Source organism: Xanthomonas sp. XNM01, assembly GCF_014851915.1.
Taxonomy (GTDB): Bacteria; Pseudomonadota; Gammaproteobacteria; order Xanthomonadales; family Xanthomonadaceae; genus Pseudoxanthomonas.
The window spans coordinates 564,038-589,470 of sequence record NZ_JACVAP010000002.1; the positions used below are offsets into that span (position 1 = coordinate 564,038).

The following is a 25,433-nucleotide window of genomic DNA, read 5'->3' on the forward strand; positions in this document are numbered from 1 at the left end:
AGACCGACCATGACCGACCTGCTCGCAACCACGCTCACGCATCTGGAGACGCTGGTGTCCTTCGACACCCGCAACCCGCCGCGTGCGATCACCACCGGTGGCATCTTCGACTACATCCGCGCGCAGCTGCCCGGCTTCGCCGTCGAGGTGATCGACCACGGCGCCGGTGCGGTCAGCCTGTACGCGGTGCGCGGCACGCCGAAGTACCTGTTCAACGTGCATCTGGACACCGTGCCCGATTCGCCGGCGTGGAGCGCCGATCCGCACACGATGCGGCGGCTGGACGACCGCGTGGTCGGCCTGGGCGTCTGCGACATCAAGGGCGCGGCCGCTGCGCTGATCGCTGCGGCCAACGCCGGCGACGGCGATGCGGCGTTCCTGTTCTCCTCCGACGAGGAAGCCAACGACCCGCGCTGCATCGCCGCCTTCCTGGCGCGCGGCCTGCCCTACGAGGCGATCCTGGTCGCCGAGCCGACGATGGGCGAGGCGGTGCTGGCCCATCGCGGCATCAGTTCGGTACTGATGAAGTTCGCCGGCCGCGCCGGTCATGCGTCCGGCAGGCAGGATCCGTCGGCCAGCGCGCTGCACCAGGCGATGCGCTGGGGCGGCCGGGCGCTGGACCATGTCGAGTCGCTGGCGCATGCGCGCTTCGGCGGCCTGACCGGGCTGCGCTTCAACATCGGCCGGGTCGATGGCGGGATCAAGGCCAACATGATCGCGCCTGCGGCCGAGCTGCGCTTCGGCTTCCGTCCGCTGCCGTCGATGGACATCGACGATCTGCTGGCGACCTTCGCCGGCTTCGCCGAGCCGGCCGCCGCGCACTTCGAGGAAACCTTCCGCGGACCGAGTCTGCCCTCCGGTGACATCGCCCGTGCGGAAGAACGGCGCCTGGCCGCGCGCGACGTCGCCGACGCGCTGGACCTGCCGATCGGCAACGCGGTCGATTTCTGGACCGAGGCCTCGCTGTTCTCCGCCGGCGGTTACACCGCGCTGGTCTACGGCCCGGGCGACATCGCCCAGGCGCATACCGCCGACGAGTTCGTGACGCTGGAGCAGCTGCAGGGTTACGCGACCTCGGTCGACCGGATCATCAACGGCCCGCGATGAGCGCCGGCCGCTTCCTCCTGCGCGGCTGAGCCGCGTTCTTCCGGCGTCGTTGCCGGTTGTTTCCCACCTTCCGCAGACATCGTCCCAGTGAACATCCCCGTCACCAACGCCCAGACCCGCCAGACCATCGTGCGCCTGCTCTCGAGCATGGCCAGTGCGAAGGAGATCAGCCAGTACCTCAAGCGCTTCTCGCAGCTGGACGCCAAGCGCTTCGCCGTGGTCAAGGTGGGGGGCGCGGTGCTGCGCGATGAACTGGACGACCTGACCTCGTCGCTGACCTTCCTGCAGGAAGTCGGCCTGACCCCGATCGTGCTGCACGGTGCCGGTCCGCAGCTGGATGCGGAATTGTCGGCGGCCGGCATCGTCAAGCAGACCATCGGCGGCCTGCGCGTGACCTCGCCGGAAGGCCTGGCGATCGTGCGCAAGGTGTTCCAGGCCTCGAACCTGAAGCTGGTCGAGGCGCTGCAGCAGAACGGCGCGCGTGCGACCTCGATCACCGGCGGCGTGTTCGAGGCCGAGTACCTGGACCAGGCGACCTATGGCCTGGTCGGCGAGGTGCGCAAGGTCAACCTAGCGCCGATCGAGGCCAGCCTGAAGGCCGGCTCGATCCCGGTGATCACCAGCCTGGGCGAGACCGTCAGCGGCCAGATCCTCAACATCAATGCCGACTTCGCCGCCAACGAACTGGTCCGCGAACTGCAGCCGTACAAGATCATCTTCCTGACCGGCACCGGCGGACTGCTCGACGAGGAGGGCAAGGTGATCGACTCGATCAACCTGTCCACCGAGTACGACCACCTGATCGAGCAGCCGTGGATCCACGGCGGCATGAAGGTCAAGATCGAACAGATCAAGGACCTGCTGGACAAGCTGCCGCTGGAGTCGTCGGTGTCGATCACCCGGCCGGCGGACCTGGCCAAGGAACTGTTCACCCACAAGGGCTCGGGCACCCTGGTGCGTCGTGGCGAGCGCGTGCTGCGCGCGACCTCCTGGGCCGAGCTCGACCTGGACCGGATGAAGTCGCTGATCGAATCCAGCTTCGGCCGCGCACTGGTGCCGGACTACTTCGAGACCACCACGCTGCTGCGCGCCTACGTCAGCGAGAACTACCGCGCCGCGGTGATCCTGACCGAGGCCGCCGGCTACACCTACCTGGACAAGTTCGCGGTGCTCGACGACGCGCAGGGCGAAGGGCTGGGCCGCGCGGTCTGGAACGTGATGCGCGAGGAAACCCCGCAGCTGTTCTGGCGTTCGCGCCACAACAACCAGGTCAACATCTTCTACTACGCCGAGTCCGACGGCTGCTTCAAGCAGGAGAAGTGGAAGGTGTTCTGGTACGGGCTGGAGGACTTCGCCCAGATCCAGCACTGCGTCGCGCACTGCGCCACGCGCCAGCCGACGCTGGTCGGCTGAACATGTCCACGGCCACGCTGCCGCAGGCCTGGCGCGCCGTGCCGACGCTGCGCGGCACGCATGCCACGCTGGAGCCGCTGCAGGCGGCGCATGCCGATGGCCTGCGCGCGGCGCTGGACGGCAGCGGGCTGGAGCGGCTGTGGTACACCAACGTGCCGGCGCCGGTGCACGTCGATGCGTACATCGCCGCCGCGCTGCAGGCGCAGGAAGACGGCGAGGCGCTGCCGTTCGTCGTCCGTGATGCGGCCGGCGCCATCGTCGGCAGCACCCGCCTGTACGGGCTGGACGCGACGGTGCCGCGGCTGCTGGTCGGCTACACCTGGTACGCGCCGCGGGTGCAGCGCAGCGGGGTCAACACCGAGACCAAGCTGATGCTGCTGACGCATGCGTTCGACACGCTGGGCTGCCTGGGCGTCGCCTTCGAGACCAGCTTCTTCAACCACACTTCGCGCGCGGCGATCGCGCGCCTGGGCGCGAAGCAGGACGGCATCCTGCGCCACCACAAACGCCACGCCGACGGTACCCCACGCGACACCGTCGTCTTCTCCATCATCGACAGCGAGTGGCAGGGTGTGAAGCGCCACCTGCAGCACCGCCTGGAAGCACACGCATGAGCAAGCACTACACCGTCGGCATCGTCGGCGCCCGCGGCCACACCGGCAGCGAACTGATCAAGCTGGTCGCCGCGCATCCGCAGCTGCAGCTGGCCTTCGTCTCCTCGCGCGAGCTGGACGGCCAGCGCGTGGCCGATCACAACGCGGCCTACAGCGGCGAACTGCGCTTCGAGAATCTCGACCCGCAGGCGATGGCGGCCAGGCGTGCCGACGTCGTGGTGCTGGCCCTGCCCAACGGCAAGGGCGCGCCGTTCGTGGAGGCGCTGGACGCGGCCGCGCCGGACACCATCGTCGTCGACCTGTCGGCCGACTACCGTTTCGACCGCGGCTGGTACTACGGCCTGCCGGAACTGACCCGCGGCCGCTATGCCGGGCAGAAGCGGATCAGCAACCCGGGCTGCTACGCCACCGCGATGCAGCTGGCGATCGCGCCGCTGCTGGACCAGCTGGCCGGCCCGCCGCAGTGCTTCGGCGTGTCCGGCTATTCCGGCGCCGGCACCACGCCGTCGGACAAGAACAACACCGAGCTGCTGGCCGACAACCTGATGCCGTATGCGCTGACCCAGCACATGCACGAGCGCGAGGTCTCCACCCAGCTCGGCGTGCCGGTCGAGTTCATGCCGCATGTGGCGCCGCATTTCCGCGGCATCACGATGACGATCAACCTGTGGCTGCAGCAGCCGCTCGCGCCCGAGGCGATCAAGGCGCTGTACGCGCAGCGCTATGCCGGCGAACCGCTGGTCGAGGTGATCGACGAGGCGCCGTGGGTCAGCCGCATCGCCGGCCGCCACGGCGTGCAGATCGGCGGCTTCACCACCGCGCCGGGCAACAAGCGCGTGGTGGTGGTGGCGACCATCGACAACCTGCTCAAGGGCGCGGCCACCCAGGCCGTGCAGAACATCAACATCGCGCTGGGGCTGGACGAAATGACCGCGATCCCGGCGTTCAAGGTGGAGGGCGCGGCATGACCAACCTGTTGTGGCAGAAGCCCGGTGTGGCCGTGGATGCCAAGATCCAGGCCTTCCTCGCCGGCAACGACGTGATCCTGGACCGCGAGTTCTTCCTGCACGACATCGTCGCAAGCACCGCGCATGCCGAGGGCCTGCAGCACATCGGCATCCTCAGCGCCGACGAACTGGCCGGTCTGAAGCGCGAGCTGGCGGTCCTCGCCGACGATTTCCGCAGCGGCGCCTTCGTGCTGGACGAGCAGTACGAGGATTGCCACTCGGCGATCGAGGCGCGCCTGACCGAGCGTCTGGGCGATGCCGGCCGCCGCATCCATACCGGCCGCAGCCGCAACGACCAGATCCTGGTCGCAACGCGCCTGTGGCTGAAGGAGAAGCTGGCGCGCGTGGCGGAGCTGAGCCGCGAGATCGCGCGTGTCGCGCTCGACCGTGCCGAGGCCGAGAAGGACCTGCCGGTGCCCGGTTACACCCACATCCAGCGCGCCGTGGTGTCCTCGGCCGGCATGTGGTGGGCGGGCTGGGCCGAAGGCTTCATCGACAACGCGATCCGCGCCACCGACACGCTGAAGCTGGTCGACACCAATCCGCTGGGCACCGCCGCCGGTTACGGCGTCAACCTGCCGCTGGACCGTGCCCACACCACGCAGGCGCTGGGCTTCGCGCGGATGCAGGTCTCGCCGATGTACGCGCAGCTCTCGCGCGGCAAGTTCGAGCTGGCCGCGCTGGAAGCGCTGGGCGGCGCCACGCTGGACCTGCGCCGGATCGCCTGGGACCTGTCGCTGTTCACCAGCGGCGAGTTCGGCTTCGTCGCGCTGCCGGCGCAGTACACCACCGGCAGCTCGATCATGCCGAACAAGCGCAACCCGGACGTGATCGAGCTGATGCGTGCGACCCACGCCAGTGTCGCCGCGGCGCGCACCGAGATCGAGCAGCTGCTGTCGCTGAGCTCGGGCTATCACCGCGATCTGCAGAACAGCAAGGGCGCGATCGTGCACGGCTTCGCCCACGGTCTGGCCGCGCTGGAGCTGCTGCCGGCGCTGCTGGCCAACCTGGAATGGCGCGAGGACCGCCTGCGCGCGGCGATCGATTCGGGCATGTACGCCACCGACGTCGCGGTCGAGGCTGCCGTCGCCGGCGTGCCGTTCCGCGAGGCCTACAAGGCCGCTGCGGCCAGCGCCGACACGGCCGGGCAGGGCCGGACGCCGGAAGGCAGCCTGGCCGCACGCGTGTCGCCTGGTGCGGCCGCCGATCTGCAGCTGGACGTGCTGCGTGCCCGCTGGGAGGCGCTGGCATGACGCGCTATCTGGTGCTGGCGATGCGCCGGCCCGACTTTCCGGCCGATGTGATCGAGCCGCATCGCGCGTTCCTCGCCGAACTGCGCGCGGCCGGCCAGCTGGAGCTGACCGGTGGCTTCAGCGACGGCAGCGGCGGCGCGTATCTGCTGAAGAACGTCGACAGCCTGGAGCAGGCGCGGGCGCTGGTCGCGCGCGATCCGCTGGTGCTGCGCGAGACCTCCGACATCACCATCCACGCATGGGACGCGCACTGAGCGCATCCGGCACTGAGCCATGACCGACACCGCCGCCAGCGTCTCGCCGTTTCCCGAACAGACGCTGCCGCCGTGGCGGCGCGGCGTGCTCAAGGTCGGCAGCAGCCTGCTGGCCGCCGATGGAGGCGGGCTGTCGCCGCGCTTCGCGCTCGGTCTGGCGCAGTTCGTCTCGGCCAACCTGCTGGCCGGGCGCGAACTGGTGATCGTGTCGTCCGGTGCGGTCGCGGCCGGGCGTGCGATCGTGCCGAAGGCGGCCGAGGCCGGTGCGGCGATGGCCGCGCGGCAGGCGCTGGCCGCGCTCGGCCAGGCGCAGCTGATCGCACTGTGGCAGCGCTTCTTCGAGCGCCCGGTCGCGCAGGTGCTGTTGACCCACGACGACCTGCGCAACCGCCGCCGCTATCTCAACGCACGCGCCACGCTGGGCGAACTGCTGCAGCTGGGCGCGCTGCCGGTGGTCAACGAGAACGACACCGTGTCGGTGGACGAGCTCAAGCTCGGCGACAACGACAACCTGGCCGCGACGGTGGCGGCGCTGATCGATGCCGATGCGCTGTTCATCGCCACCGACATCGACGGTCTGTATACCGCCGATCCGCGCCGACACGCCGATGCGCAGCCGCTGCACGAGGTACCCGAGCTCACGCCCGAGGTGCTGGCGATGGCTGGCGGCTCGGGCAGCGCGGCCGGCACCGGCGGCATGCGCACCAAGCTGGAGGCCGCGGCCAAGGCCGGGCGCGTGGGCATCGACACCTTCCTGTTCAACGGCCGCAACGGCGACGTGGTGCGGGCGCTGGCGCAGGGCCGGCTGCATGGCACCCGCATCCACGCCGGCCAGAGCCGCGACGCAGCGCGCAAGTACTGGTTGCGGCACGCGCCGCTGGAACCGGGCTGCATCCTGGTCGATGCCGGCGCTGCCTCGGCGCTGGCCGACAAGGGTGCCTCGCTGCTGCCCGGCGGCGTGACCGGTGCCGAGGGCGACTTCCGCCGGGGCGACATGGTCGCGGTGCTGCTGCGCGATGGCGACGGCGAGCAGCGGATCGCACGCGGGGTCAGCCAGTACTCGGCGGTGGACATCCGCCGCATCGCACGCCGGCACTCGCGCGACATCGAGGCGATCCTCGGCTACAACTACGGTGGCAACGTGATCCACCGCGACGATCTGGTGCTGCTGTAGTGGGTGAAGGGTGAAGGGAAAAGAGTGAAGCGTCAGAACCGCTTTGATCTTTCCAATGCACTGCACACCGATTGCGGCTTCACCATCGCGTTTCACCCTTCACCCTTCACCCTTCACCCTTCACCCCCAACGGTCCCGCTGCCATGACGATCAAGACCCTCGCCCTGCAGTGCCGCGATGCGGCGCAGACGCTGGCCACGCTGTCGTCGCCCGCCAAGCGCGACCTGCTCGAGGCGATGGCCGCCGCGCTGGAAGCCGATGCAGGTCTCATCCTGGAAGCGAACGCGCGCGATCTCGAGGCCGCCAGGGGCAAGGGCACCGGCAGCGCGATGCTCGATCGGCTGGCGCTCGATCAGAAGCGTCTGGCCGGTATCGCCGCCGCGCTGCGCGAAGTTGCCGCGCTGCCCGATCCGGTCGGCCAGGTGACCCGTGAGGACGTGCGTCCGAACGGCATCCGCGTGCAGAAGGTGCGGGTGCCGCTGGGCGTGATCGCGATGATCTACGAGGCACGGCCGAACGTGACCGCCGATGCCGCGGCGCTGTGCATCAAGGCCGGCAACGGCGTGATCCTGCGCGGCGGCTCGGAGGCGATCCATTCCAATACCGCGATCGCCGCGGCGCTGAAGCGCGCGTTGGCCGCCGCCGGCGTGCCCGAGGCCGCGCTGACCCTGGTCACCGACCTGCGTCGCGAGACGATGCTGGAGCTGCTGCAGCTCAACGACATCGTCGACCTGGCGATCCCGCGCGGAGGTGAAGGCCTGATCCGCTTCGTCGCCGAGCATGCGCGGGTGCCGGTGATCAAGCACTACAAGGGCGTCTGCCATCTGTTCGTCGATGCCAGCGCCGACATCGATCTGGCGCTGCGTCTGCTGGTCGACGGCAAGGTCTCGCGGCCGTCGGCGTGCAATTCACTGGAAACGCTGCTGGTGCATGCCGACATCGCGCCGCGCTTCCTGCCTGCCGCCGCTGCGGCGCTGCGCGAGCGTGGCGTCGAGCTGCGCGGCGACGCAGCCAGCCGCGCGCTCGTCGCTGGCTTGGGCGACGCCGGTGAGGAGGACTACGCGGCCGAGTTCCTCGACCTGATCCTGGCGATCCGTGTCGTCCCCGACCTGGACACCGCCATCGCCCACATCCGCCGGCACGGATCGGACCACACCGAGGTGATCGCCACCGCCGACGCGGCCAATGCCGAGGCCTTCGTGCAGGCGCTGCGTTCGGCGGTGGTGATGGTCAACGCCTCCTCGCGCTTCTCCGATGGCGGCGAGCTTGGCCTGGGGGCCGAGATCGGCATCTCGACCACGCGCCTGCATTCCTACGGCCCGATGGGCCTGGAAGCGCTGACCGTGGAGCGCTTCGTCGTGCGCGGCGAGGGCCAGGTCCGGCACTGAGCATGCCGGCGGCTGGATGACGCCGCCGGGGACAGCGCGTGTGGTGGTCGCCGGTGGCGCGTGGATCGTGCCGACCTGCGACACGGCGCCACCGCGTGTCCGTGCGTGGCCCGCTGGTGCGTATGCGCGAAGTGCGGACGCGTACATCCTCCGGCGTCCGGGGCGCCTTGCGTCACCGGGCCGCGCTGCACCTACTACCAGCGGTCCTCGAGCAGCTGCGGCCGGCAGACGAACCAGGCGCCGATCGCGGTCAGGCTGACGCAGCCGAGCAGGAAGGCGAACGGCAGCGTCCAGCCGTGGCTGCGTTCGTGCAGCCAGCCGAACAGCAGCGGACCCAGGCAGCTCAGGCTGTAGCCGACGCCCTGCATGAAGCCCGACAGCGCCGCCGAGCCCTCCGGCGTGCGCGTGCGCAGGTTGATCAGGGTCAGGGTCAACGGGAAGGTGCTGGGACCCAGGCCGAGCAGTACCACCCACAGCACCGGCAGGCTCATCGGCGCCCACAGCAGCCCGGCGAACGCACCCAGGTAGGCCAGCACGCACAGCAGCACCAGCGGATAGGGATTGCGCAGACGCGTGGCCAGCGCCGGCATCGACAGTGCGCCGACCAGGCCGAGCGCCGAGAACAGCGCGACCATGCTGCCGCCGAAGGCGCGGCTGGCGCCGGCCTCCACCAGCAGCCGCGGCAGCCAGGTGAACATCGAGTAGGTCACCAGCGAGGTCATGCCGAACATCACCGCCATGCCCCAGCCGAGCGAGGTGAGCCACACCCGGCCGCGTGGGCGCGCAGCGCCGAGTTCGGGGGCGGCGTCGCCCGGCGTCACCGCGGCGTCGTGGATGCGCGCGAGCAGCGCGTTGCCATGCGTCCCGGCGCGCAGCACGCCGATCCACGACAGCGCGGCGGCGACGGCCATCAGCGACCACACGCCGAGCGAGACCCGCCAGCCGGCCGCATCGGCCAGCGGTACCGCCAGCAGGGCCGGCAGCATCGTGCCGACCTGCAGGATGGTGATGTAGGCCGTGCTGACGGTGCCCACGCGCGACGGGAAGTAGCGCTTCACCAGCGGCGGCAGCACCACGTTGCCGATGCCCATGCCGGCCAGCGCCACCGCGGAGCAGACCAGCAGGCCGCCGGTACCGCCGACGAACGAGCGCATCAGCAGCCCGGCCGCGGCCAGCACCATCGCCAGCAGCGCGGTGCGCTCCAGCCCGATGCGGTGGCCGATCGCCGGCGTCGCCACGCCGAACACCGCGAAGGCGGCGGTGGGCACCATGCCGAGCACGCCGGTCATGGTCGGGCCGAAACCGAACGCGCTACCGAGCACGTCCAGCAGCGGCGTCAGCGAGGTCACCGCGGTGCGCAGGTTGAACGCGGCCAGCAGGATGCCGGCCAGCACCAGCCATTGCCCGCTGCGCTGCGGAGGGGAGGAGGGCATGGCGGATGGCGGCATTGCGGAGTCCTCGAGCGGCGCCGGCCCCGGGCCGGCGGTCTCGCGGGACGCGTCGGCGCCAGCGGGCGCCAGAAAGCAAAAAACCGGCGCGAGGCCGGCATCTGCGTGTCACACCTGATTGGTCGGGGAGACAGGATTCGAACCTGCGACCTCTACGTCCCGAACGTAGCGCTCTACCAGCCTGAGCTACACCCCGATTGAGCCGCCCATGATACCGGCATCGTCGGGTTTGGGCAACAATCCGTGAAGCATTTTCTTCACATGCCCGACCCGATGCCGGTCGGCGGTGCGTCGTGTCATTCGCCCGGTTTGGCTCCCGAACTCGGAGAGTCGGTTGCCGCGCGGCGGGCCAATGTCGCTTCGCGGTGCGCAATATAGGCGTTCGCGCCGAAAATGACCAGCGCGCCGGCCAGCGTCCAGCGATCGATCGCTTCGTCGAACAGCAGCCAGGCCAGGACCGCGACGATCGGCAGCTGCATGAAGCCGATCGGAGTCAGTGCCGAGACCTCGCCGAGCTTGAGCGCGCGCGTCCACAGCATGTGCCCGCCGGTGCCGAACAGGCCCGCCGCGGCCAGCCACAGCCAGACGATGCCCTGCGGCCACTGCCAGACGCTGAGCGCGGGCAGCAGCGACATCGGCACCCACAGCAGTGTGGTGTAGAGGACGATGCGGTCGGCCGGCTCGGTGGCCGACAGCTGCTTGATCTGGATCGCCACCAGGCTGGACAGCAACGCGGCCAGCAGCGCGATCATCGTGCCGGTGCTGAAGCCGGTGGTGCCGGGCCGCACGATCAGCAGCACGCCGGCGAAGCCCAGCGCCACCGCCGCCCAGCGCCGCACGCGGACCTGCTCACCGAGCAGGGCGGCCGCGGCGATGGTCGCGAACAGCGGCGTGGAATACGAGAGCGAGATCGCCTGCGCCAGCGGCAGATGGCCGATCGCCCAGAACCCGGCGATCATCGAGCACACGCCGATCAGGCAGCGGAAGATGTAGCGCGGGAACTGGGTCGTGCGCAGCAGGCCCGGGCCATGCCGCAGCAGCAGTGGCAGCGCCGCCACCAGCCCGAACAGGTTGCGGAAGAACGCGACCTCGAAGGTGTGCAGGCTCTCCGAGGCCAGGCGGATGGCGATGACCATCATCGCGAAGAACGCGGTGCTGCCGAGCATGAGCAGCGCGGCGCGGATGGGCACGGGCAGGTCGCGCGGCACGGCCGTCATCGGTGCGCGGCGGCCGGTACCGCCGCCAGGCCATCGGTGGGCGCCGGGCTGCTCACCACTGCGCGCCGATCAGCCGCGGCTCGGGGTCGAGCGCCACGCCGAAGCGGTCCTGGACCGAGCCGGCGATGCGCCGGGCCAGGGCGAGCAGCTGCGCGCCGCTGGCCTGGCCGTGGTTGACCAGTACCAGCGCGTGCTCGGCGGACACGCCGGCGTCGCCCTCGCGCGCGCCCTTCCACCCGGCCGCTTCGATCAACCAGGCCGCCGACAGCTTGCGCTGCGCGTGACCGGCCTCGAACACCGGCAACGCCGGGTGCGCGGCCTTCAGCGCGTCGGCACGCGACGTGGCCACCAGTGGATTCTTGAAGAAGCTGCCCGCGTTGCCGGTCACCGCCGGGTCGGGCAGCTTGCGGCGGCGGATGCGGATCACCGCGCCGGCCACGTCGCTGGCGCTGGGCTGGGCGATGCCGCTGGCCGCCAGTTCCTCGGCGATGCCGGCGTAGCCGGTGCGCAGCGGGGCGTGGCGCGGCAACGCCAGTTCGAGCGCGACCAGCAGGTAGCGGTCCGGCGTGCGCTTGAACACGCTGTCGCGGTAGCCGAACGCACAGGCGTCGCGGTCCAGCCGGACCAGCTGGCCGGCGTCGCGGTCCCAGGCCTCGACCGCGTGCACGAACTCGCCGACCTCGGTGCCGTAGGCGCCGATGTTCTGGATCGGGGCCGCACCGGCATGGCCGGGGATCAGGGCCAGGTTTTCCAGGCCGCACAGGCCCTGCCGCAGGGTCCACAGCACCAGCGCGTGCCAGGCCAGGCCCGCGTCGGCGCGGACGATCGCGTGGTCGTCGTGCTCGGACAGGATCCGCACGCCGGCCGCCTGCAGGGCCAGGACCACGCCGGGCGCGTCGCCGGCGAACAGCAGGTTGCTGCCGCCGCCCAGCGGAAGCAGCGGCAGGCCGCGGATCTGCGGCAGGTCCAGCGCCTCGGGCAGGGTGGCGGTGTCGTTGACCTCCAGCATCCACGGCGCCCGCGCGGGGACGCCAAAGGTGTTGCGCGCCGAGAGGTCGGCGTCGCCGTACAGCCGGTACAGGGACGTCATGCCGGGTCGGCCGTTCCGCGGCTGGGCGATTCCTTGCGCCGGCGCATCGCGTCCACGCACTCGGCGATCAGCTGCGGCCCGCGGTAGACCAGGCCGCTGTAGCACTGCACCAGGCTCGCGCCGGCAGCCATCTTGGCCACCGCGTCGGCGCCGGACAGGATGCCGCCCACGCCGATCAGCGGAACCGACTCCGGCAGCCGTGCGCGCAACCGGCGCAGCACCAGCGTCGACTGGCCCATCAGCGGCGCGCCCGACAGGCCACCGGTTTCCGAGGCGTGCCGGTGCCCCTGCACGCTGGTGCGGGCGATGGTGGTGTTGGTCGCGATCACGCCATCGACCGCCAGGTCGCCGAGCACGCGCGCGGCGGCGTCGATGTCGTTGTCGCTCAGGTCCGGAGCGACCTTCACCAGCAGCGGTACGCGGCGGCCATGCTGCGCGCCCAGGCGTTCCTGCGCCTCGCGCAGCGCGGCGACCAGGCGGCGCAGCGCCTGCTCCTCCTGCAGTTCGCGCAGGCCGGCGGTGTTGGGCGAGGAGATGTTGACCGTGATGTAGTCGGCCAGCGGGTAGACGCGCTCCAGGCAGTGCAGGTAATCGTGCGCCGCGTCCTCGTTGGCGGTGTCCTTGTTCTTGCCGATGTTGATGCCGAGCAGGCCGCCCTTGCGGCTGGCGCGTTCGACGTTGCGCACCAGCGCGTCGACGCCGCCGTTGTTGAATCCCAGGCGGTTGATCAGGGCCTGGTCGCCGACCAGCCGGAACATCCGCGGCTGCGGGTTGCCCGGCTGCGGGCGCGGGGTGACGGTACCGATCTCGACGAAACCGAAGCCCAGCGCCAGCAACGCGTCGATGTGGTCGCCGTTCTTGTCCAGGCCGGCCGCCAGGCCGACCGGGTTCGGGAAGTTCAGCCCGAAGACCTTCGTCGGCAACGGCTCCGGACGGCGCGTGAGCAGTCCGCCCAGACCGCTGCGGTAGGCCAGGTCCAGGGTGTTGAGGGTGATGCCGTGCGCGCGCTCGGGCGGCAGGGCGAACAGGAAGGGACGTGCGATGCCGTACATGTCAGCGCGTGCCCAGCCAGGCCAGGCCACCGAAGAACAGGATGAAGACGAGGATGCCGACGATCCACAGCACCACCGACGCCCAGCCCAGGATCAGCCCGATCACGGCCATCCCGTCGCCCTGCAGGCCCGGAGTGCGGCGGATCTCGGAGCGCGCCATGTGGCCGGCGATGATCGCGCCGATGCTGCCGAGGAACGGGAACAGGGTCCAGCCGAGGATGCCGGCGACCAGGCTGACGATCGCCAGGCTGCTGTTCTGCGGGGAAGGGATGCTCATCGAGGAATGGCCGGGGGAGGGATTTCAGGCGGAAAGGGTACCGGCAAACACGCGGGTGTCGTAATCGAAATCGACCAGACCATCGCGTGCGGTGGCGTCGAACAGGGCGCGCAGCGCCTCCAGCATCGGCGCGTGGCCGGGGTGGCCGGCCGGCGGCGCGTAGGAGGAGGACAGCAGACGCCCGCGCAGCGCGTCGAAATCCAGCCGCTGGCCGTGATCGAAGCGGGCCTTGCCGCGCAGGCCCTCGCCGAACCAGCGCTCCATCATCGCGTCGTCGCCGTAGCGCTCGGACACGCTGCTGTAGTCCAGGCCGTGCTCGAGCAGCAACTGCTCGTAGCCTTCGAGGAAGGCGCTGCCGGTGAGCCGGCGCGAGTTCCAGTAGATCGCGGCCAGGCCGCCGGGACGCAGGATGCGCGCCCATTCGGCCTTGACCGCCTGCTGGTCGAACCAGTGGAAGGCCTGCGCGGCGGAGACCAGGTCGACGCTCGCATCGGCCAGCGTGGTGGCTTCGGCACGGCCGTCCACCGCGCGGAAGCCGGCATCGCCGCCCAGCCAGCGCTCGGCCGCGGCGCGCATCGCCGCGTTCGGCTCGACCGCGGTCACCGGGTGGCCGGCGTCGAGGAACATCTTCGTGGAAATGCCGGTGCCGGCGCCGATGTCGGCCACCCGGGCGTCGGCGGCCACGCCCATCTCCCGGTGCAGCCAGTGCAGCAGGGCGGGCGGATAGTCGGGCCGGTAGCGGACATAGTCCTCGACCCGGTTGGAGAAGCGCGCGGTCGGCGAGAGATCCTGCATCGGCATGTCCTGCGGGAGGCCGGCCCGGCCGGCGTGGTCCGCAAAGCGGCGCGGCGGCCCCGGTGAGGGAGCCGCCGCGCGTGGTCTTACAGGTCGAACTTGATGCCCTGGGCCAGCGGCAGCGAATCGGAGTAGTTGATCGTGTTGGTCTGGCGGCGCATGTAGACCTTCCACGCGTCCGAGCCGGACTCGCGGCCGCCGCCGGTGTCCTTCTCGCCGCCGAACGCGCCGCCGATCTCGGCACCGGAGGTGCCGATGTTGACGTTGGCGATGCCGCAGTCGCTGCCGGCCGCCGACAGGAACTTCTCGGCCGCCTTCAGGTTCTGGGTGAAGATCGACGACGACAGGCCCTGCGGCACGCCGTTCTGCATGTCGATCGCCTCGTCCAGGGTCTCGTACTTCATCACGTACAGGATCGGGGCGAAGGTCTCGTGCTGGACGACCTCGTCGCTGTTCTTCAGGCCGGTGACGATCGCCGGCAGCACGAAGTTGCCGGCGCGGTCGATGCGGGTGCCGCCGGTGGCGATGGTGCCGCCGCTGGCCCTGGCCTTCTCGATCGAGGCCAGGAACTGCTCGACCGCCGCTTCGCTGTTCAGCGGGCCCATCAGGTTGGCCGCATCGGTCGGGTCGCCGATCTTGCCCTCGACCTGCTTGTAGGCCTTGACCAGGGTCTCGACCACGGTGTCGTACAGCGAGGCATGCACGATCAGGCGGCGGGTGGTGGTGCAGCGCTGGCCGGCGGTGCCGACCGCGCCGAACACGATGCCCGGGATCGCCAGCTTCAGGTCGGCGGTCTCGTCGAGGATGATCGCGTTGTTGCCGCCCAGCTCCAGCAGGCAGCGGCCCAGTCGGCGGGCGACCTTCTCGTTGACCACGCGGCCGACCTGGGTCGAGCCGGTGAAGCTGATCAGCGGCACGCGGCGGTCGTCGACCAGCTTCTCCGACAGGGCGGTGCCGGCGTCGTTGATCAGGAAGAAGATGTCCGGGAAGCCGGCTTCGCGCAGCGCCTCGTTGCAGATCTTCATCGAGGCGATCGCGGTCAGCGGGGTCTTGTTGGACGGCTTCCAGATGCAGATGTCGCCGCAGATGCCGGCCAGGAACGAATTCCATGCCCACACCGCGACCGGGAAGTTGAACGCGGAGATGATGCCGACCAGGCCCAGCGGCTGGTACTGCTCGTACATCCGGTGGCCCGGGCGCTCGGAATGCATCGTGTAGCCGTACAGCATGCGGCTCTGGCCAACCGCGAAGTCGGCGATGTCGATCATCTCCTGGACCTCGCCGTCGCCTTCGGGCTTGGACTTGCCCATCTCCAGCGCGACCAGCGAACCCAGCGCGTCCTTGTTCCGGCGCAGTGCGTCGCCGCACAGGCGGATCGCCTCGCCGCGGCGCGGGGCCGGGGTGGTGCGCCACACCTTGAACGCCGCCTGGGCGCGGGCGACGACGGTCTCGTAGTCGGCCTCGGTGGTGGCCTCGACCGTGGCGATCACCTCGCCGGTGGTCGGGTTGGTCGGCGACAGCACGCCGGCGCCGGTGGCCTGCGACCACTGGCCTTCGCCGAGATAGGTGCCGGAATTGGTGGCGCCGAGGCCCAGGGCCTGGAGCAGAGCAGCGGACATGGAATCTCCTGATCGGATGCGGGCACGGAGGCCCGAGGCGCGCCGCGGGTGGGGGCGGCGGCGCAGGGAACGTGGCGCGATTCTATCAAAGCGGCATTGCCTGGCCGTGCGTGCCGGCCTTTGCCGGGCAGGACGTCCATGCGACAATCCGCCGCCTGTGGCCCCGTAGCTCAGCTGGATAGAGCGGTCCCCTCCTAAGGGACAGGTCGTGCGTTCGAATCGCGCCGGGGTCACCATTCTTCCAGGCGTGCAGCCGCTGCCGTGCCCCCTGGCCCGCCACTCCGGCGCGGCGAAGGCACTCCCGAGTCCTGTTGACCGTGCTGGCGACGTGCAGTCCCCTGCATGGCGCCGCGTGCAGCCCGTGCTGGCCCGATTCATGACGTGCGGATCCGCCGACATCCGACCTGGCACCATGCCCCGCGCATCTCGCGCGGGGAGCTGGTGCGACTGCGCCTGCCTGCGATGCAACCGGTCCGCGCAATGCGCTTGCGCGGATCCGTCAGGAGCGGGTCCGGGGACCGCCTGCCCACGGTCGCGGCAGGGCGGCGGACGCTCGTGCATCCGCCGCCCGCGTCGACCGTGTCGCCTCAGAACTCGGCCCAGTCCGTGTCGGCGAAGGCGACGGCGCTGGACGACGCACGCGGGACCGTTGCGGTGCGTGCCGGCCGGTGCGCGATCGCGGGTGCCGCCATCGATGGCTGCGGCCGGGTGGCGACGGGCGGCTGTTCGCGGGCCTGGCCGTCGATGCGGAACACGGCGATGGCGGTAGCCAGGCCGGCGGCCTGTTCCTCCATCGCACGCGCCGCGGCGGTGGCTTCCTCCACCAGCGCCGCGTTCTGCTGGGTGGTCTCGTCCATCTGGGTGATGGTCTGGTTGACCTGCTCGATGCCGGCGGCCTGTTCCTGCGAGGCCGCGGAGATCTCGGCCATGATGTCGGTCACCCGTTGCACCGAGGCCACCAGTTCGCCCATCGTCGCCCCGGCCTGCTGGGCCAGCGCCGAGCCGGTCTCGACCTTGCCGGTCGAATCCTCGATCAGGCCCTTGATCTCCTTGGCCGCCGTGGCCGAGCGCTGGGCCAGCGAACGCACCTCGGTGGCGACCACGGCGAAGCCGCGGCCCTGCTCGCCGGCGCGGGCCGCTTCCACCGCGGCGTTGAGCGCCAGAATGTTGGTCTGGAAGGCGATGCCGTCGATCACCGAGATGATGTCGGCGATCTTGCGCGAGGAGGCCTGGATGTCGGCCATGGTGGTGACCACCTGGCCGACGACCTCACCGCCCTGGGCGGCAACCGAAGCCGCACCGATGGTGAGCTGGTTCGCCTGGCGGGCGTGGTCGGCGTTCTGGCGCACGGTGGAGGTCAGTTCCTCCATCGAGGCGGCTGTCTCTTCCAGATTGGCGGCCTGCTGCTCGGTGCGGCGCGACAGGTCGTTGTTGCCCGAGGCGATTTCGGTGGCGGCGGTGTTGATGGCCACGTTGGACTGCTGGATGCGGCCGACGATGCCGGTCAGCTGCTCGACGGTGGCATTGGCGTCGTCGCGCATCTTCGCGAACACGCCATGGAAATCGCCGTGCATGCGTGTGGTGAGATCGCCGGCGGCGATGGCCGCCAGCACCGACGACAGCCCCCCCAGGCTACGGTCGGCGCCGTCCATCATCGCGTTGAGGTCGCCGATCATCAGGCGGAAATCATGCTGGAAGCGCGCCACGTCGCCGCGCTCGGAGAAGTCGCCGGCGGCGGCGGCTTCGGCCAGGCGGCGGATCTCGCCGTTGATCGCCAGCAGGCTGGCCTTGGCCGCATCCATGCTCTCGTGCAGCGTCGCGCGGCTGCCGGGCAGGCGCCGCGCGTCGCGGCGCAGGTCGCCGTTCGCATATTCGTTGAGCACGCTGATGGCATCGACGATCGCATCGAGGTGTTCGAACACCATCGCGTTCGTGCCGCGCGCCAGCTCACCGTAGACGCCGGGGAAGTTCTCGGGCATGCGATGGCCCATGTCCTCGGCGGCATGCAGCTGGATCATCCGGCCTGCCTCGTCCGAATACCGCTGCAGCAGCCGCACCATGGTGTTGGTCGCCACGATCATCGCGGCCGGCTCGTCCTGGCCCTGGTCGACCGCCACCCGGCTCAGGTCGCCGCGGGCCACGGCCTCGATCGACGCCTGCACCCGCGCCAGCGGCGTGGTCAGGCTGCGGGTGATCGCCAGCGCCAGCAGCGTGCCCAGCAGCAGGCTGCCCAGCGCGACACCGACCACCAGGGCGGTCATCGTGCGGTCGATCCGCTTCATGTCGGCGGTGGCCGCGTCCACGTAGGTGCGCTGCAGCGCGATGGCCCGTTCGATGGCCTCGTTCCAGGCGTTGGCCGCGGTCCGGGCCTCGGCCACGGTCAGCTGCGCCGCGCCCGCGTAGTCGCCGGCCTGCATCAGGGCGGTCAGCTGCTGGTTGAGCGCACGGGCCGTCAGGCGCGCCTGGACGATGTCCTCGCGCGCCTGTTCCGCCACCGGGTCGTCGACCCGGGCGTTGGCCACCAGCACCTCCCAGATCTCGTCGTAACGGCGGACCAGTTCCTTCATCGCCTCCAGGTCGCGCTCCAGCCCCTGGCCATGGTTGATCACCATCTCCCGGCGCAGCAGCAGCATGTCGTTGTTGAGGTGGAGCAGTTCGGTGAAGCGCTGCATGCGCACCATGTCCACGTTGACGACCTTGTGGAACTGGGCCTGCTGCTGGCTGTTGCTGTAGAGCGAGGCGGCGGCGATGCCCAGCAGCAGGCACAGCAGCAGACCGAAGGCGGCGGCGAGGCGCGCGCCCACCTTGAAACGGCGGAGGAAGTTCATCGGGAAAGTCCTGGGAAGATCGGGATCGGGAGCGCGGCCTTGCCGGCTGCAGGCGGACATGCGCTCGCGCCCGTCACCGTCGCGGCAGCGGGTGAAGGCGCGGGATGTGGCCTGGAAACAGGGAGGCGCGGTGCGTCGTTCCGGGGCAGGAACGCGCTGGGGGGGGCGTGCGGGGGAAGGAACGTCTCAGTACATGGATGTGGCGCTGACGGTGGGTGCGGCCGACGGCCTGCGCGGCCGGCAGGCGCGGGAAGGGCCTCCGCCTGCCGTATCGGCGCCGCCCGTCATTTCTTCATTGGGATTTCGTTGAGGATCGGCGGGGCGGTTGCGCGCCCGACGCGTCTGAACGCTGGCTGCCGTGCCGGGGATCCCACTGCGCCAGGTGCAGCAGCACGCCACTGGGATCCCGGACGCAGGTGACCAGCGCACCGTAGGGTTCCCGTTTCGGTGCGGCGATGCGTGCGCCGGGAAAGCGGCCGTCCGCGAGCAGCGCCGCGATGGCCGCATGGCAGGCGCTGGCGTCGCGCACGCCGCTGTGCAGCATGCTGTTCCCGGTCCAGGCCTCGTCGTCGCAGGCCTGCAGAGAGAAGCGATGGCCGCGGTTGTGCAGCAGCGCCAGGCTGTCGTCCTGGTACTCCTCGTCCCAGCCCAGTGCGCGGTAGAACGCACGCGACAGTGCGAAATCGCGTGCGGCGACGAAGGGGCGGAGGTCGTCCAGGCGAGATCGATCATGACCGGACTCCGCATGGTTCAGGGGTGCTGGGACGCCGGGATGTCGCCGGCGCGCTCGGCGAACGGCCGCGCCAGCTGGACCAGCGACAGCAGGGTCTTGCCCGGCTCCTCGATCATCACCTCGTGCGCCGACTGCTCGAACCAGACCAGGTGCTTGGCCGGCGCCTGGACCCGGTCGAACCATTCGGCGGCGAGTTCGGACGACACATTGATGTCGTGGCGGCCCAGGAACAGCAGCAGTGGGCAGTCGAGCGCGCGCACGCCGCGCATGTCCATGGTCAGCACCTCGGTCAGCAGGTGCTCCATCGAAAAATCGTTGCCGGCCCAGACCTGGCGGACGTCGCTGTCGCGGTACTCGGGCGAGAGCGCGATTGCGGCGGCCTCGGCGCCGCCACCGCGGCGGTTGTGGACCATCCCGCCGTAATGGTTGAGCCATCTGCGCTGGACCATCAGCGCCTCCAGCGGCACCGCCTCGCGTCCGGCCGCATAGGGCGCCAGCGCTTCCAGTTCGGCGATGGCCTGCGCGTTGCCGTCGGCGCGCGCGCGGGCCAGGGTGGCGGCCCAGCCGCGGCGCTCGCTCTCGGGGCCGTCGCTCAGCTGGCCGATGCCGATGTAGGCGTGCAGCCAGTCCGGGCGCCGCTGCGCCAGTTCCAGGCCGAGGTAGCTGCCCCAGGAATGGCCGAGCACGAAGATGCGCTCCTTGCCGAATTCCGCGCGCAGCCAGGCCACCATCTCCTCGGCGTCGGCGACCATCCGTCCCGTGGTCATCGTCGCGGCGACGGCCTGCGGATCGTTGTCCGCGTAGGTCTTGCCGGCGCCGCGCTGGTCCCACTGGACCACGGTGAAGTACTCCTCCCAGCCGCGCTGGAAGTACCAGCTGCTGGGCATCGCCACCCAGCCCGGGCCGCCGTGCAGCATCAGCAGCACGGGATTGCCGGCATCGTTGCCGCGGATCGAGACCCACTGCTCGATGCCGCCGATCCGCACCTGTTCAAGCCGTTCGATACCGTTGTCGCTGACCACCCTGCGCAGGTCGGCGATGATCGCGGTGGCCTCGGCACGCGAGGCCGGCTTCGGTGCCGGCGGCGTGATGGCGAAGGCCGGGACGGCCCACGCCAGGGCGAGCAGGGCGGCGATGCGGCAGGCGGCAAGGGGCATGGGCCGATCCGGAGCAGGGCGGGTCCGCATGCTGGCCCGCCCTGCAGCCGGTGTCACGCTGCCACGCACGACGCGGCGGCGTGGCGCGTCAGCGCGGTCCGGCGTCGCCGGTCGCGGGTGGTGGCGCACGGTCGCAGGGCATCGCATCGGCGTCGCAGAAGGCCGCCGCCCGCAGCAGCTGCGCGTCGTCGAGCGGCGAAGGGCGCGCGACCGCGGCCTGGATCGGACCGGGCCCGCCGGTGATGCGGCCCAGCCCCTGCAGCCCTTTGCCGAGCAGGTAATTGATGCCCATGATCACGTAGCCGCCCTGCATGCTGACCTGTTCGGGCGACGGCGGCGGCCGCCACGCACGGTCGAAGCGGTTGGCCTCCAGCTCGACAGGGTTCCTGAACCGGTACAGATCCACCTCCTCTTCGTCCGGCTGCAGCGCACGGACCTCATCGAGCGTGGGGATCTGCGTCTGCGAGGCGGCGGCCTCCGGTGGGCGCGGAGCGTCCTGGGCGATCGCGGCACCGGCCAGCAGCAGTGCCGCGGCAGCGCCAGCGCGGCGCATGCCGCAATGAGTACGGGGGGAAGTCGTCATCCTGCCAGTGGCGTCCCTGTCGATGCCGGTGGGTGGGCGGCACGATAGCGTCACCGCGGCCGCGATTGGTTGGTTTTCCGTTCTGCCGCCGCCGCATCCGTGCGCGCCGTCTCACCCGGTGAGACGGCGTTCTGCTTGGATGCCTGCCCCGATCCCGATGTACACCGATGGTCTTCCCCCTCGCTCCACGTACCGAAGCCGGCGAACAGGCGCTGGCCACCACCGATGGTCTGCCCAGCCGCGACGGCGCCCTGCTTGGCGCGCGCCTGGCGCGGCGCTATGCCGACCGGGTGACCGGCAACTTCACCATTCCCGGGCGCGAGGGCCGCTATGCGCCGATTCCCGACGACGTGCCCGAGGCGCTGAAGGCCGCCCTGCAGGCGCGCGGCATCGGCCAGCTCTACAGCCATCAGGCCGAAGCCTGGGCCGCGACCCAGCGCGGCGAGCACGTCGCCGTCGTCACCCCGACCGCCTCGGGCAAGTCGCTGTGCTACACGCTGCCGGTGGTGGCCGCGGCGATGCAGGGCCGGGCCAAGGCGCTGTACCTGTTCCCGACCAAGGCGCTGGCCCAGGACCAGGTGGCGGAGCTGCTGGAACTCAACCGCGCCGGCGACCTGGGGGTCAAGGCCTTCACCTTCGACGGCGACACGCCCGGCGATGCGCGGCAGGCGATCCGCCTGCATGGCGACATCGTCGTCTCCAACCCGGACATGCTGCACCAGGCGATCCTGCCGCATCACACCAAGTGGGCGCAGTTCTTCGAGAACCTGCGCTACGTGGTGATCGACGAGATCCACACCTACCGCGGCGTGTTCGGCAGCCACGTCACCAACGTGCTGCGCCGGCTCAAGCGGATCTGCGCGTTCTACGGCGTGCGCCCGCAGTTCATCCTGTGCTCGGCCACGATCGGCAACCCGCACGCGCATGCCGAGGCGCTGGTCGAGGAACAGGTGCATGCGATCACCGAATCCGGCGCGCCCACCGGCGACAAGCACGTGCTGCTGTGGAACCCGCCGGTGGTCAATGCCGACCTGGGCCTGCGCGCCTCGGCCCGCTCGCAGGCCAACCGCATCGCGCGCATCGCCATCAAGTCGGGCCTGAAGACGCTGGTGTTCGCGCAGAGCCGGCTGATGGTCGAGGTGCTGACCAAGTACCTCAAGGACATCTTCGACCACGACCCGCGCAAGCCCCCGCGGATCCGCGCCTACCGTGGCGGCTACCTGCCGACCGAACGGCGCGAGGTGGAGCGGGCGATGCGCGCCGGCGACATCGACGGCATCGTCAGCACCTCGGCGCTGGAACTGGGTGTGGACATCGGCGCGCTGGACGTGGTGATCCTCAACGGCTACCCGGGCAGCGTCGCGGCGACCTGGCAGCGCTTCGGCCGCGCCGGCCGCCGCCAGCAGCCCGCGCTGGGCGTGCTGGTCGCCAGTTCGCAGCCGCTGGACCAGTACGTGGTGCGGCATCCGGATTTCTTCGCCGACGCCTCGCCCGAGCACGCGCGCACCGCGCCGGACCAGCCGCTGATCCTGTTCGACCACATCCGTTGCGCGGCATTCGAGCTGCCGTTCAACGCCGGCGAGGGCTATGGCCCGATCGAGCCGCAGGTGTATCTGGAGGCGCTGGCGGAGACCGGCGTGGTCCATCAGGAAGGCGAGCGCTGGGAGTGGATCGCCGACAGCTACCCGGCCAATGCGGTCAGCCTGCGCTCGGTGGCCGATGGCAACTTCGTCGTCGTCGACCGCAGCGACGGCCGCCAGCAGATCATCGCCGAGGTCGACTATTCGGCCGCCGCGCTGACCCTGTACGAAGGCGCGATCCACATGGTCCAGTCCACGCCCTACCAGGTCGAGCGGCTGGACTGGGAAGGCCGCAAGGCCTACGTCACCCGCACCCACGTCGACTACTACACCGACAGCATCGACTTCACGAAGTTGAAGGCGCTCGACCGATTCGACGGCAGCGCTGCCGGCCGCGGCGACAGCCACCACGGCGAGGTGCACGTGGTGCGGCGCGTGGCCGGCTACAAGAAGATCCGCTACTACACGCACGAGAACATCGGCTACGGCCCGGTCAACCTGCCCGACCAGGAACTGCATACCACCGCGGTCTGGTGGCAGCTGCCGCAGGCGACGCTGGACAAGGCGTTCGCCTCACGCCAGGACGCGCTCGACGGCTTCCTCGGCGCGGCCTACGCGTTGCACGTGGTCGCCACCGTGGCGGTGATGGCCGATGCGCGCGACCTGCAGAAGGCGGTGGGCAACGGCGATGGCGCGTGGTCGGCGCTGGCCGACCAGAACGGGCGCGGCCAGCTGCGCGGGATCGAGGACCAGCCGGCCGGCGTCGAGCTGCTGCAGTCCTTCGTGCCGACCGTCTACCTGTACGACAACTTCCCCGGCGGCGTCGGCCTGAGCGAGCCGCTGTGGCTGCGCCAGGCCGAGCTGGTGCAGCGCGCCGGCGAGCTGGTGCACGGCTGCGACTGCAGGGCCGGCTGCCCGGCCTGCGTCGGCCCGGTGCTGGCCGCGCACGAAGAGGGGCAGGCCGATTCGCCGAAGGTGCTGGCGCTGAAGGTGCTGGCGCTGCTGCGTGGCGGCGCCGATGCCGGGCCCGGCGAGACGGCCACGCTCGATGAAACGCCGCACGGGCGGAACAGGCTGGAATCCGAGGCCTGGGCGTGAGGACGCGCGCGCATGCCGGCGGCATCACCGCTGACGGCGTCGCGGTGATGCCGCCGTGTCCGGAATGGACGATGGTGAGCGCCTGCGACGCGCCGGGCGGAGCGCATCGGCGCCTGCGTGGACCTGCGTTGCCCGCGTCCTGGATCGCCGCACCACGCCATGATCGCGGCCTTGCACGCGGACCGTGTGCAACGGGCGGCCACGTCCGGAGCCGGCGATGAGCATCAGCCTCGAGCGCTTGCGGATGCTGCGTCGCCAGGCCGGCGACGCGACGGCGGCGCCGGCGTCCAGGGACGCATCCGAGACAGCTCCTGCACCCGCTGCACCTACGGCGACGCCGCTGGCCGGACACCCGGGCACGGGCGAGCGCGCACCCTCCGTCGGCCGTGCCGCCGATGCGGTGGCCGCGCCCAGGTCGGGCACGCCGTCGGCGTCGCGTTCGGTGTTCGACTGGATCGATCGACCGCCGGCCGCCAACAGCGCGCCGCCGGGGAAACCGTTGCAGCCGCACAACGCGGCCGCGCTGCGGCGGCTGCTCGGCGCGCGTGGGCGCGTGCCGGCGACGGCCGCTGCTGCCGCACCAGCGCCGACACCGGCTCCGGTCGCACGCCGCCGCACCGGGCTGGGCCGCTCGCTGCCGGGCACCGAGATCGCCGCCGGGCTGCACCTGATCGAAGCCTTCCTGCCGCAGCCGGTCCCGGCCGCGCCGTTGTCGCTGGCCTTCGCTAAACGGCCGGAAGAGCACGTCGCTGCGACCGACCTGCTGTTCTTCGATACCGAAACCACGGGCCTGGCGGGAGGCACCGGCACCCGCGCCTTCATGATCGGCGCGGCCGACTGGGTCGATGATCCCGACCGTGGCCAGGGCCTGCGGGTGCGCCAGCTGCTGATGGCGACGATGGCCGCCGAGGCGGCGATGCTGCGCGCCTTCAGTGGCTGGCTGGGCGCCGGCACCGTGCTGTCCAGCTACAACGGGCGCAGCTACGACGCGCCGCTGCTGAAGACCCGCTTCCGGCTGTCGCGGCAGGTCGAACCGATCAGCGCGCTCGACCATGTCGACCTGCTGCATCCGACCCGGCGCCGCTATCGCGGGCGCTGGGAGAACTGCCGGCTGGCCACGGTCGAGCGGCAGCTGCTGGGCGTGGTGCGCGAGGACGACCTGCCGGGATCGCAGGCACCGGCCGCGTGGCTGGGCTTCCTGCGCGGCGGCGATGCGCACGACCTGCATCGTGTCGCCGCGCACAACCATCAGGACGTGGTGACGCTGGCCCTGCTGTTCCAGCAACTGGTGCGTGCGCAGCACGAGGAGGCCGAGGCGCTACCGGAACCACTCGCATCGGCGTAGCGGTACAGCGCATCCCGGGTCGATCCGCGCAGGTCCGGCATGGGTGCGTCCGAAACGGTTTCCAGGGCAAGCAGTTGCGGCCGCTCCCGGCCCGCAACCCCTTGTCATGCAAGGGAGAACTGCACCGTCGTCCCGGCGTGCGCGCCATGGTGCACGGCAGCACTTGACAGCTTCCATTCAGCTGAAAGACTCTTGGGCGCATGCCGTCCGCATCCACCCGCATTCGCCTTTCCGCCACGTCGCATGACGTGCGGGGCCGCGGCGTGACCGGCATTACCACCACCATTACCACCCTCACCATTCGCCCGGTGCGGCCCGTCGTCTTCGCGTAACTTCCGAAAACCACGGCCCCGCACCCGGATCAGGATGCGGGGGAACTCCCCAGCCTGATGCGGACGGGG

21 protein-coding genes, 2 tRNA genes and 1 pseudogene are annotated in these 25,433 nt (G+C 70.7%); 12 read left to right on the top strand and 12 right to left on the bottom strand.

The window, feature by feature from the left end; translation table 11 throughout:
• Window positions 1-9: 9 nt before the first annotated feature.
• The 8 genes from IB242_RS10205 (at window position 10) to IB242_RS10240 (ending at window position 8,210) form a co-directional block, all read left to right on the top strand.
• The gene (locus IB242_RS10205; protein ID WP_192278776.1) at window positions 10-1,107 is read left to right on the top strand and encodes an acetylornithine deacetylase; all 1,098 of its coding nucleotides are present in this window, start codon (window positions 10-12) and stop codon (window positions 1,105-1,107) included.
• A 147-nt stretch (window positions 1,108-1,254) separates the two neighbouring features.
• Window positions 1,255-2,520, top strand: coding sequence for an acetylglutamate kinase (locus IB242_RS10210; protein WP_255523462.1), 1,266 nt, complete (start codon window positions 1,255-1,257; stop codon window positions 2,518-2,520).
• A 2-nt stretch (window positions 2,521-2,522) separates the two neighbouring features.
• Window positions 2,523-3,134: a GNAT family protein gene (locus tag IB242_RS10215; RefSeq protein ID WP_192278780.1), complete on the top strand. Its 612-nt coding sequence runs from the start codon at window positions 2,523-2,525 to the stop codon at window positions 3,132-3,134.
• Entirely contained in the window at window positions 3,131-4,102 is a 972-nt protein-coding gene (argC, locus tag IB242_RS10220; RefSeq protein WP_192278782.1) for an N-acetyl-gamma-glutamyl-phosphate reductase, read from the top strand. The genes IB242_RS10215 and argC overlap by 4 nt, the downstream gene beginning before the upstream one ends.
• Complete coding sequence (gene argH / locus IB242_RS10225; protein ID WP_192278784.1) at window positions 4,099-5,394, top strand: argininosuccinate lyase; 1,296 nt, start codon at window positions 4,099-4,101, stop codon at window positions 5,392-5,394. Before argC ends, argH begins: the two co-directional genes overlap by 4 nt.
• The gene (locus IB242_RS10230; RefSeq protein WP_192278786.1) at window positions 5,391-5,648 is read left to right on the top strand and encodes a YciI family protein; all 258 of its coding nucleotides are present in this window, start codon (window positions 5,391-5,393) and stop codon (window positions 5,646-5,648) included. The genes argH and IB242_RS10230 overlap by 4 nt, the downstream gene beginning before the upstream one ends.
• 19 nt (window positions 5,649-5,667) lie before the next feature.
• On the top strand, window positions 5,668-6,822 hold the full coding sequence (proB, locus tag IB242_RS10235; RefSeq protein ID WP_192278788.1) for a glutamate 5-kinase: 1,155 nt from the start codon (window positions 5,668-5,670) through the stop codon (window positions 6,820-6,822).
• Window positions 6,823-6,965: 143 nt separating this feature from the next.
• The gene (locus IB242_RS10240; protein WP_192278789.1) at window positions 6,966-8,210 is read left to right on the top strand and encodes a glutamate-5-semialdehyde dehydrogenase; all 1,245 of its coding nucleotides are present in this window, start codon (window positions 6,966-6,968) and stop codon (window positions 8,208-8,210) included.
• Between the two features lie 194 nt (window positions 8,211-8,404).
• Here the strand turns inward: IB242_RS10240 and IB242_RS10245 are convergent, their stop codons facing one another.
• The 8 genes from IB242_RS10245 to IB242_RS10280 all read right to left on the bottom strand — a co-directional run bounded on the left by IB242_RS10245 (window position 8,405) and on the right by IB242_RS10280 (window position 15,708).
• The gene (locus tag IB242_RS10245; protein ID WP_192278791.1) at window positions 8,405-9,643 is read right to left on the bottom strand and encodes an MFS transporter; all 1,239 of its coding nucleotides are present in this window, start codon (window positions 9,641-9,643) and stop codon (window positions 8,405-8,407) included.
• A gap of 134 nt (window positions 9,644-9,777) precedes the next feature.
• Window positions 9,778-9,854: transfer RNA gene (locus IB242_RS10250), tRNA-Pro, on the bottom strand.
• A gap of 100 nt (window positions 9,855-9,954) precedes the next feature.
• Window positions 9,955-10,875: a DMT family transporter gene (locus IB242_RS10255; protein ID WP_192278793.1), complete on the bottom strand. Its 921-nt coding sequence runs from the start codon at window positions 10,873-10,875 to the stop codon at window positions 9,955-9,957.
• Between the two features lie 52 nt (window positions 10,876-10,927).
• Window positions 10,928-11,965: a UDP-N-acetylmuramate dehydrogenase gene (gene murB, locus IB242_RS10260; protein WP_192278802.1), complete on the bottom strand. Its 1,038-nt coding sequence runs from the start codon at window positions 11,963-11,965 to the stop codon at window positions 10,928-10,930.
• A complete protein-coding gene (locus IB242_RS10265) occupies window positions 11,962-13,017 on the bottom strand; it encodes a quinone-dependent dihydroorotate dehydrogenase (RefSeq protein ID WP_192278804.1) in 1,056 nt (351 codons plus the stop codon). Before IB242_RS10265 ends, murB begins: the two co-directional genes overlap by 4 nt.
• A gap of 1 nt (window position 13,018) precedes the next feature.
• Window positions 13,019-13,294, bottom strand: a complete 276-nt coding sequence (locus IB242_RS10270; RefSeq protein WP_192278806.1) for a DUF4190 domain-containing protein — start codon at window positions 13,292-13,294, stop codon at window positions 13,019-13,021.
• Window positions 13,295-13,318: 24 nt separating this feature from the next.
• Window positions 13,319-14,089 carry a class I SAM-dependent methyltransferase gene (locus IB242_RS10275; protein WP_192278808.1) on the bottom strand — a complete coding sequence of 257 codons (771 nt, stop codon included), beginning with the start codon at window positions 14,087-14,089 and terminating at the stop codon, window positions 13,319-13,321.
• 86 nt (window positions 14,090-14,175) lie between these two features.
• Window positions 14,176-15,708: an aldehyde dehydrogenase family protein gene (locus IB242_RS10280; protein ID WP_192278810.1), complete on the bottom strand. Its 1,533-nt coding sequence runs from the start codon at window positions 15,706-15,708 to the stop codon at window positions 14,176-14,178.
• Window positions 15,709-15,867: 159 nt separating this feature from the next.
• On the opposite strand from IB242_RS10280, the gene IB242_RS10285 reads away from it, so the two are divergent.
• Window positions 15,868-15,944 (top strand) — tRNA-Arg (locus IB242_RS10285).
• Between the two features lie 351 nt (window positions 15,945-16,295).
• On the opposite strand, the gene IB242_RS10290 is transcribed toward IB242_RS10285, so the two are convergent.
• From IB242_RS10290 to IB242_RS10305, 4 genes are all read right to left on the bottom strand, one after another.
• A complete protein-coding gene (locus IB242_RS10290) occupies window positions 16,296-18,536 on the bottom strand; it encodes a methyl-accepting chemotaxis protein (RefSeq protein ID WP_192278812.1) in 2,241 nt (746 codons plus the stop codon).
• 292 nt (window positions 18,537-18,828) lie between these two features.
• On the bottom strand, window positions 18,829-19,080 hold the full coding sequence (locus IB242_RS20465; protein ID WP_225540384.1) for a hypothetical protein: 252 nt from the start codon (window positions 19,078-19,080) through the stop codon (window positions 18,829-18,831).
• Window positions 19,081-19,286: 206 nt separating this feature from the next.
• Window positions 19,287-20,426 (bottom strand): alpha/beta fold hydrolase, encoded by a 1,140-nt coding sequence (locus IB242_RS10300; RefSeq protein ID WP_192278814.1) that lies wholly within the window; start codon window positions 20,424-20,426, stop codon window positions 19,287-19,289.
• 88 nt (window positions 20,427-20,514) lie between these two features.
• Window positions 20,515-21,009: a hypothetical protein gene (locus tag IB242_RS10305; RefSeq protein WP_225540385.1), complete on the bottom strand. Its 495-nt coding sequence runs from the start codon at window positions 21,007-21,009 to the stop codon at window positions 20,515-20,517.
• A 167-nt stretch (window positions 21,010-21,176) separates the two neighbouring features.
• On the opposite strand from IB242_RS10305, the pseudogene IB242_RS10310 reads away from it, so the two are divergent.
• From IB242_RS10310 to IB242_RS20665, 3 genes and pseudogenes are all read left to right on the top strand, one after another.
• A pseudogene (locus IB242_RS10310) lies at window positions 21,177-23,594 on the top strand (DEAD/DEAH box helicase); the annotation flags it as partial.
• A 310-nt stretch (window positions 23,595-23,904) separates the two neighbouring features.
• Window positions 23,905-25,032, top strand: a complete 1,128-nt coding sequence (locus IB242_RS10315; protein ID WP_192278816.1) for a ribonuclease H-like domain-containing protein — start codon at window positions 23,905-23,907, stop codon at window positions 25,030-25,032.
• A gap of 200 nt (window positions 25,033-25,232) precedes the next feature.
• Window positions 25,233-25,364 (top strand): hypothetical protein, encoded by a 132-nt coding sequence (locus IB242_RS20665; RefSeq protein WP_255523461.1) that lies wholly within the window; start codon window positions 25,233-25,235, stop codon window positions 25,362-25,364.
• Window positions 25,365-25,433 lie beyond the last annotated feature (69 nt).

Bases quoted from the DNA above. Each gene is read 5' to 3' on its own strand.
- IB242_RS10205 (WP_192278776.1), top strand. From the start codon at position 10: ATGACCGACCTGCTCGCAACCACGCTCACGCATCTGGAGACGCTGGTG.
- IB242_RS10210 (WP_255523462.1), top strand. From the start codon at position 1,255: ATGGCCAGTGCGAAGGAGATCAGCCAGTACCTCAAGCGCTTCTCGCAG.
- IB242_RS10215 (WP_192278780.1), top strand. From the start codon at position 2,523: ATGTCCACGGCCACGCTGCCGCAGGCCTGGCGCGCCGTGCCGACGCTG.
- argC (WP_192278782.1), top strand. From the start codon at position 3,131: ATGAGCAAGCACTACACCGTCGGCATCGTCGGCGCCCGCGGCCACACC.
- argH (WP_192278784.1), top strand. From the start codon at position 4,099: ATGACCAACCTGTTGTGGCAGAAGCCCGGTGTGGCCGTGGATGCCAAG.
- IB242_RS10230 (WP_192278786.1), top strand. From the start codon at position 5,391: ATGACGCGCTATCTGGTGCTGGCGATGCGCCGGCCCGACTTTCCGGCC.
- proB (WP_192278788.1), top strand. From the start codon at position 5,668: ATGACCGACACCGCCGCCAGCGTCTCGCCGTTTCCCGAACAGACGCTG.
- IB242_RS10240 (WP_192278789.1), top strand. From the start codon at position 6,966: ATGACGATCAAGACCCTCGCCCTGCAGTGCCGCGATGCGGCGCAGACG.
- IB242_RS10245 (WP_192278791.1), bottom strand. From the start codon at position 9,643: ATGCCCTCCTCCCCTCCGCAGCGCAGCGGGCAATGGCTGGTGCTGGCC.
- IB242_RS10255 (WP_192278793.1), bottom strand. From the start codon at position 10,875: ATGACGGCCGTGCCGCGCGACCTGCCCGTGCCCATCCGCGCCGCGCTG.
- murB (WP_192278802.1), bottom strand. From the start codon at position 11,965: ATGACGTCCCTGTACCGGCTGTACGGCGACGCCGACCTCTCGGCGCGC.
- IB242_RS10265 (WP_192278804.1), bottom strand. From the start codon at position 13,017: ATGTACGGCATCGCACGTCCCTTCCTGTTCGCCCTGCCGCCCGAGCGC.
- IB242_RS10270 (WP_192278806.1), bottom strand. From the start codon at position 13,294: ATGAGCATCCCTTCCCCGCAGAACAGCAGCCTGGCGATCGTCAGCCTG.
- IB242_RS10275 (WP_192278808.1), bottom strand. From the start codon at position 14,089: ATGCAGGATCTCTCGCCGACCGCGCGCTTCTCCAACCGGGTCGAGGAC.
- IB242_RS10280 (WP_192278810.1), bottom strand. From the start codon at position 15,708: ATGTCCGCTGCTCTGCTCCAGGCCCTGGGCCTCGGCGCCACCAATTCC.
- IB242_RS10290 (WP_192278812.1), bottom strand. From the start codon at position 18,536: ATGAACTTCCTCCGCCGTTTCAAGGTGGGCGCGCGCCTCGCCGCCGCC.
- IB242_RS20465 (WP_225540384.1), bottom strand. From the start codon at position 19,080: ATGCTGCACAGCGGCGTGCGCGACGCCAGCGCCTGCCATGCGGCCATC.
- IB242_RS10300 (WP_192278814.1), bottom strand. From the start codon at position 20,426: ATGCCCCTTGCCGCCTGCCGCATCGCCGCCCTGCTCGCCCTGGCGTGG.
- IB242_RS10305 (WP_225540385.1), bottom strand. From the start codon at position 21,009: ATGACGACTTCCCCCCGTACTCATTGCGGCATGCGCCGCGCTGGCGCT.
- IB242_RS10315 (WP_192278816.1), top strand. From the start codon at position 23,905: ATGAGCATCAGCCTCGAGCGCTTGCGGATGCTGCGTCGCCAGGCCGGC.
- IB242_RS20665 (WP_255523461.1), top strand. From the start codon at position 25,233: ATGCCGTCCGCATCCACCCGCATTCGCCTTTCCGCCACGTCGCATGAC.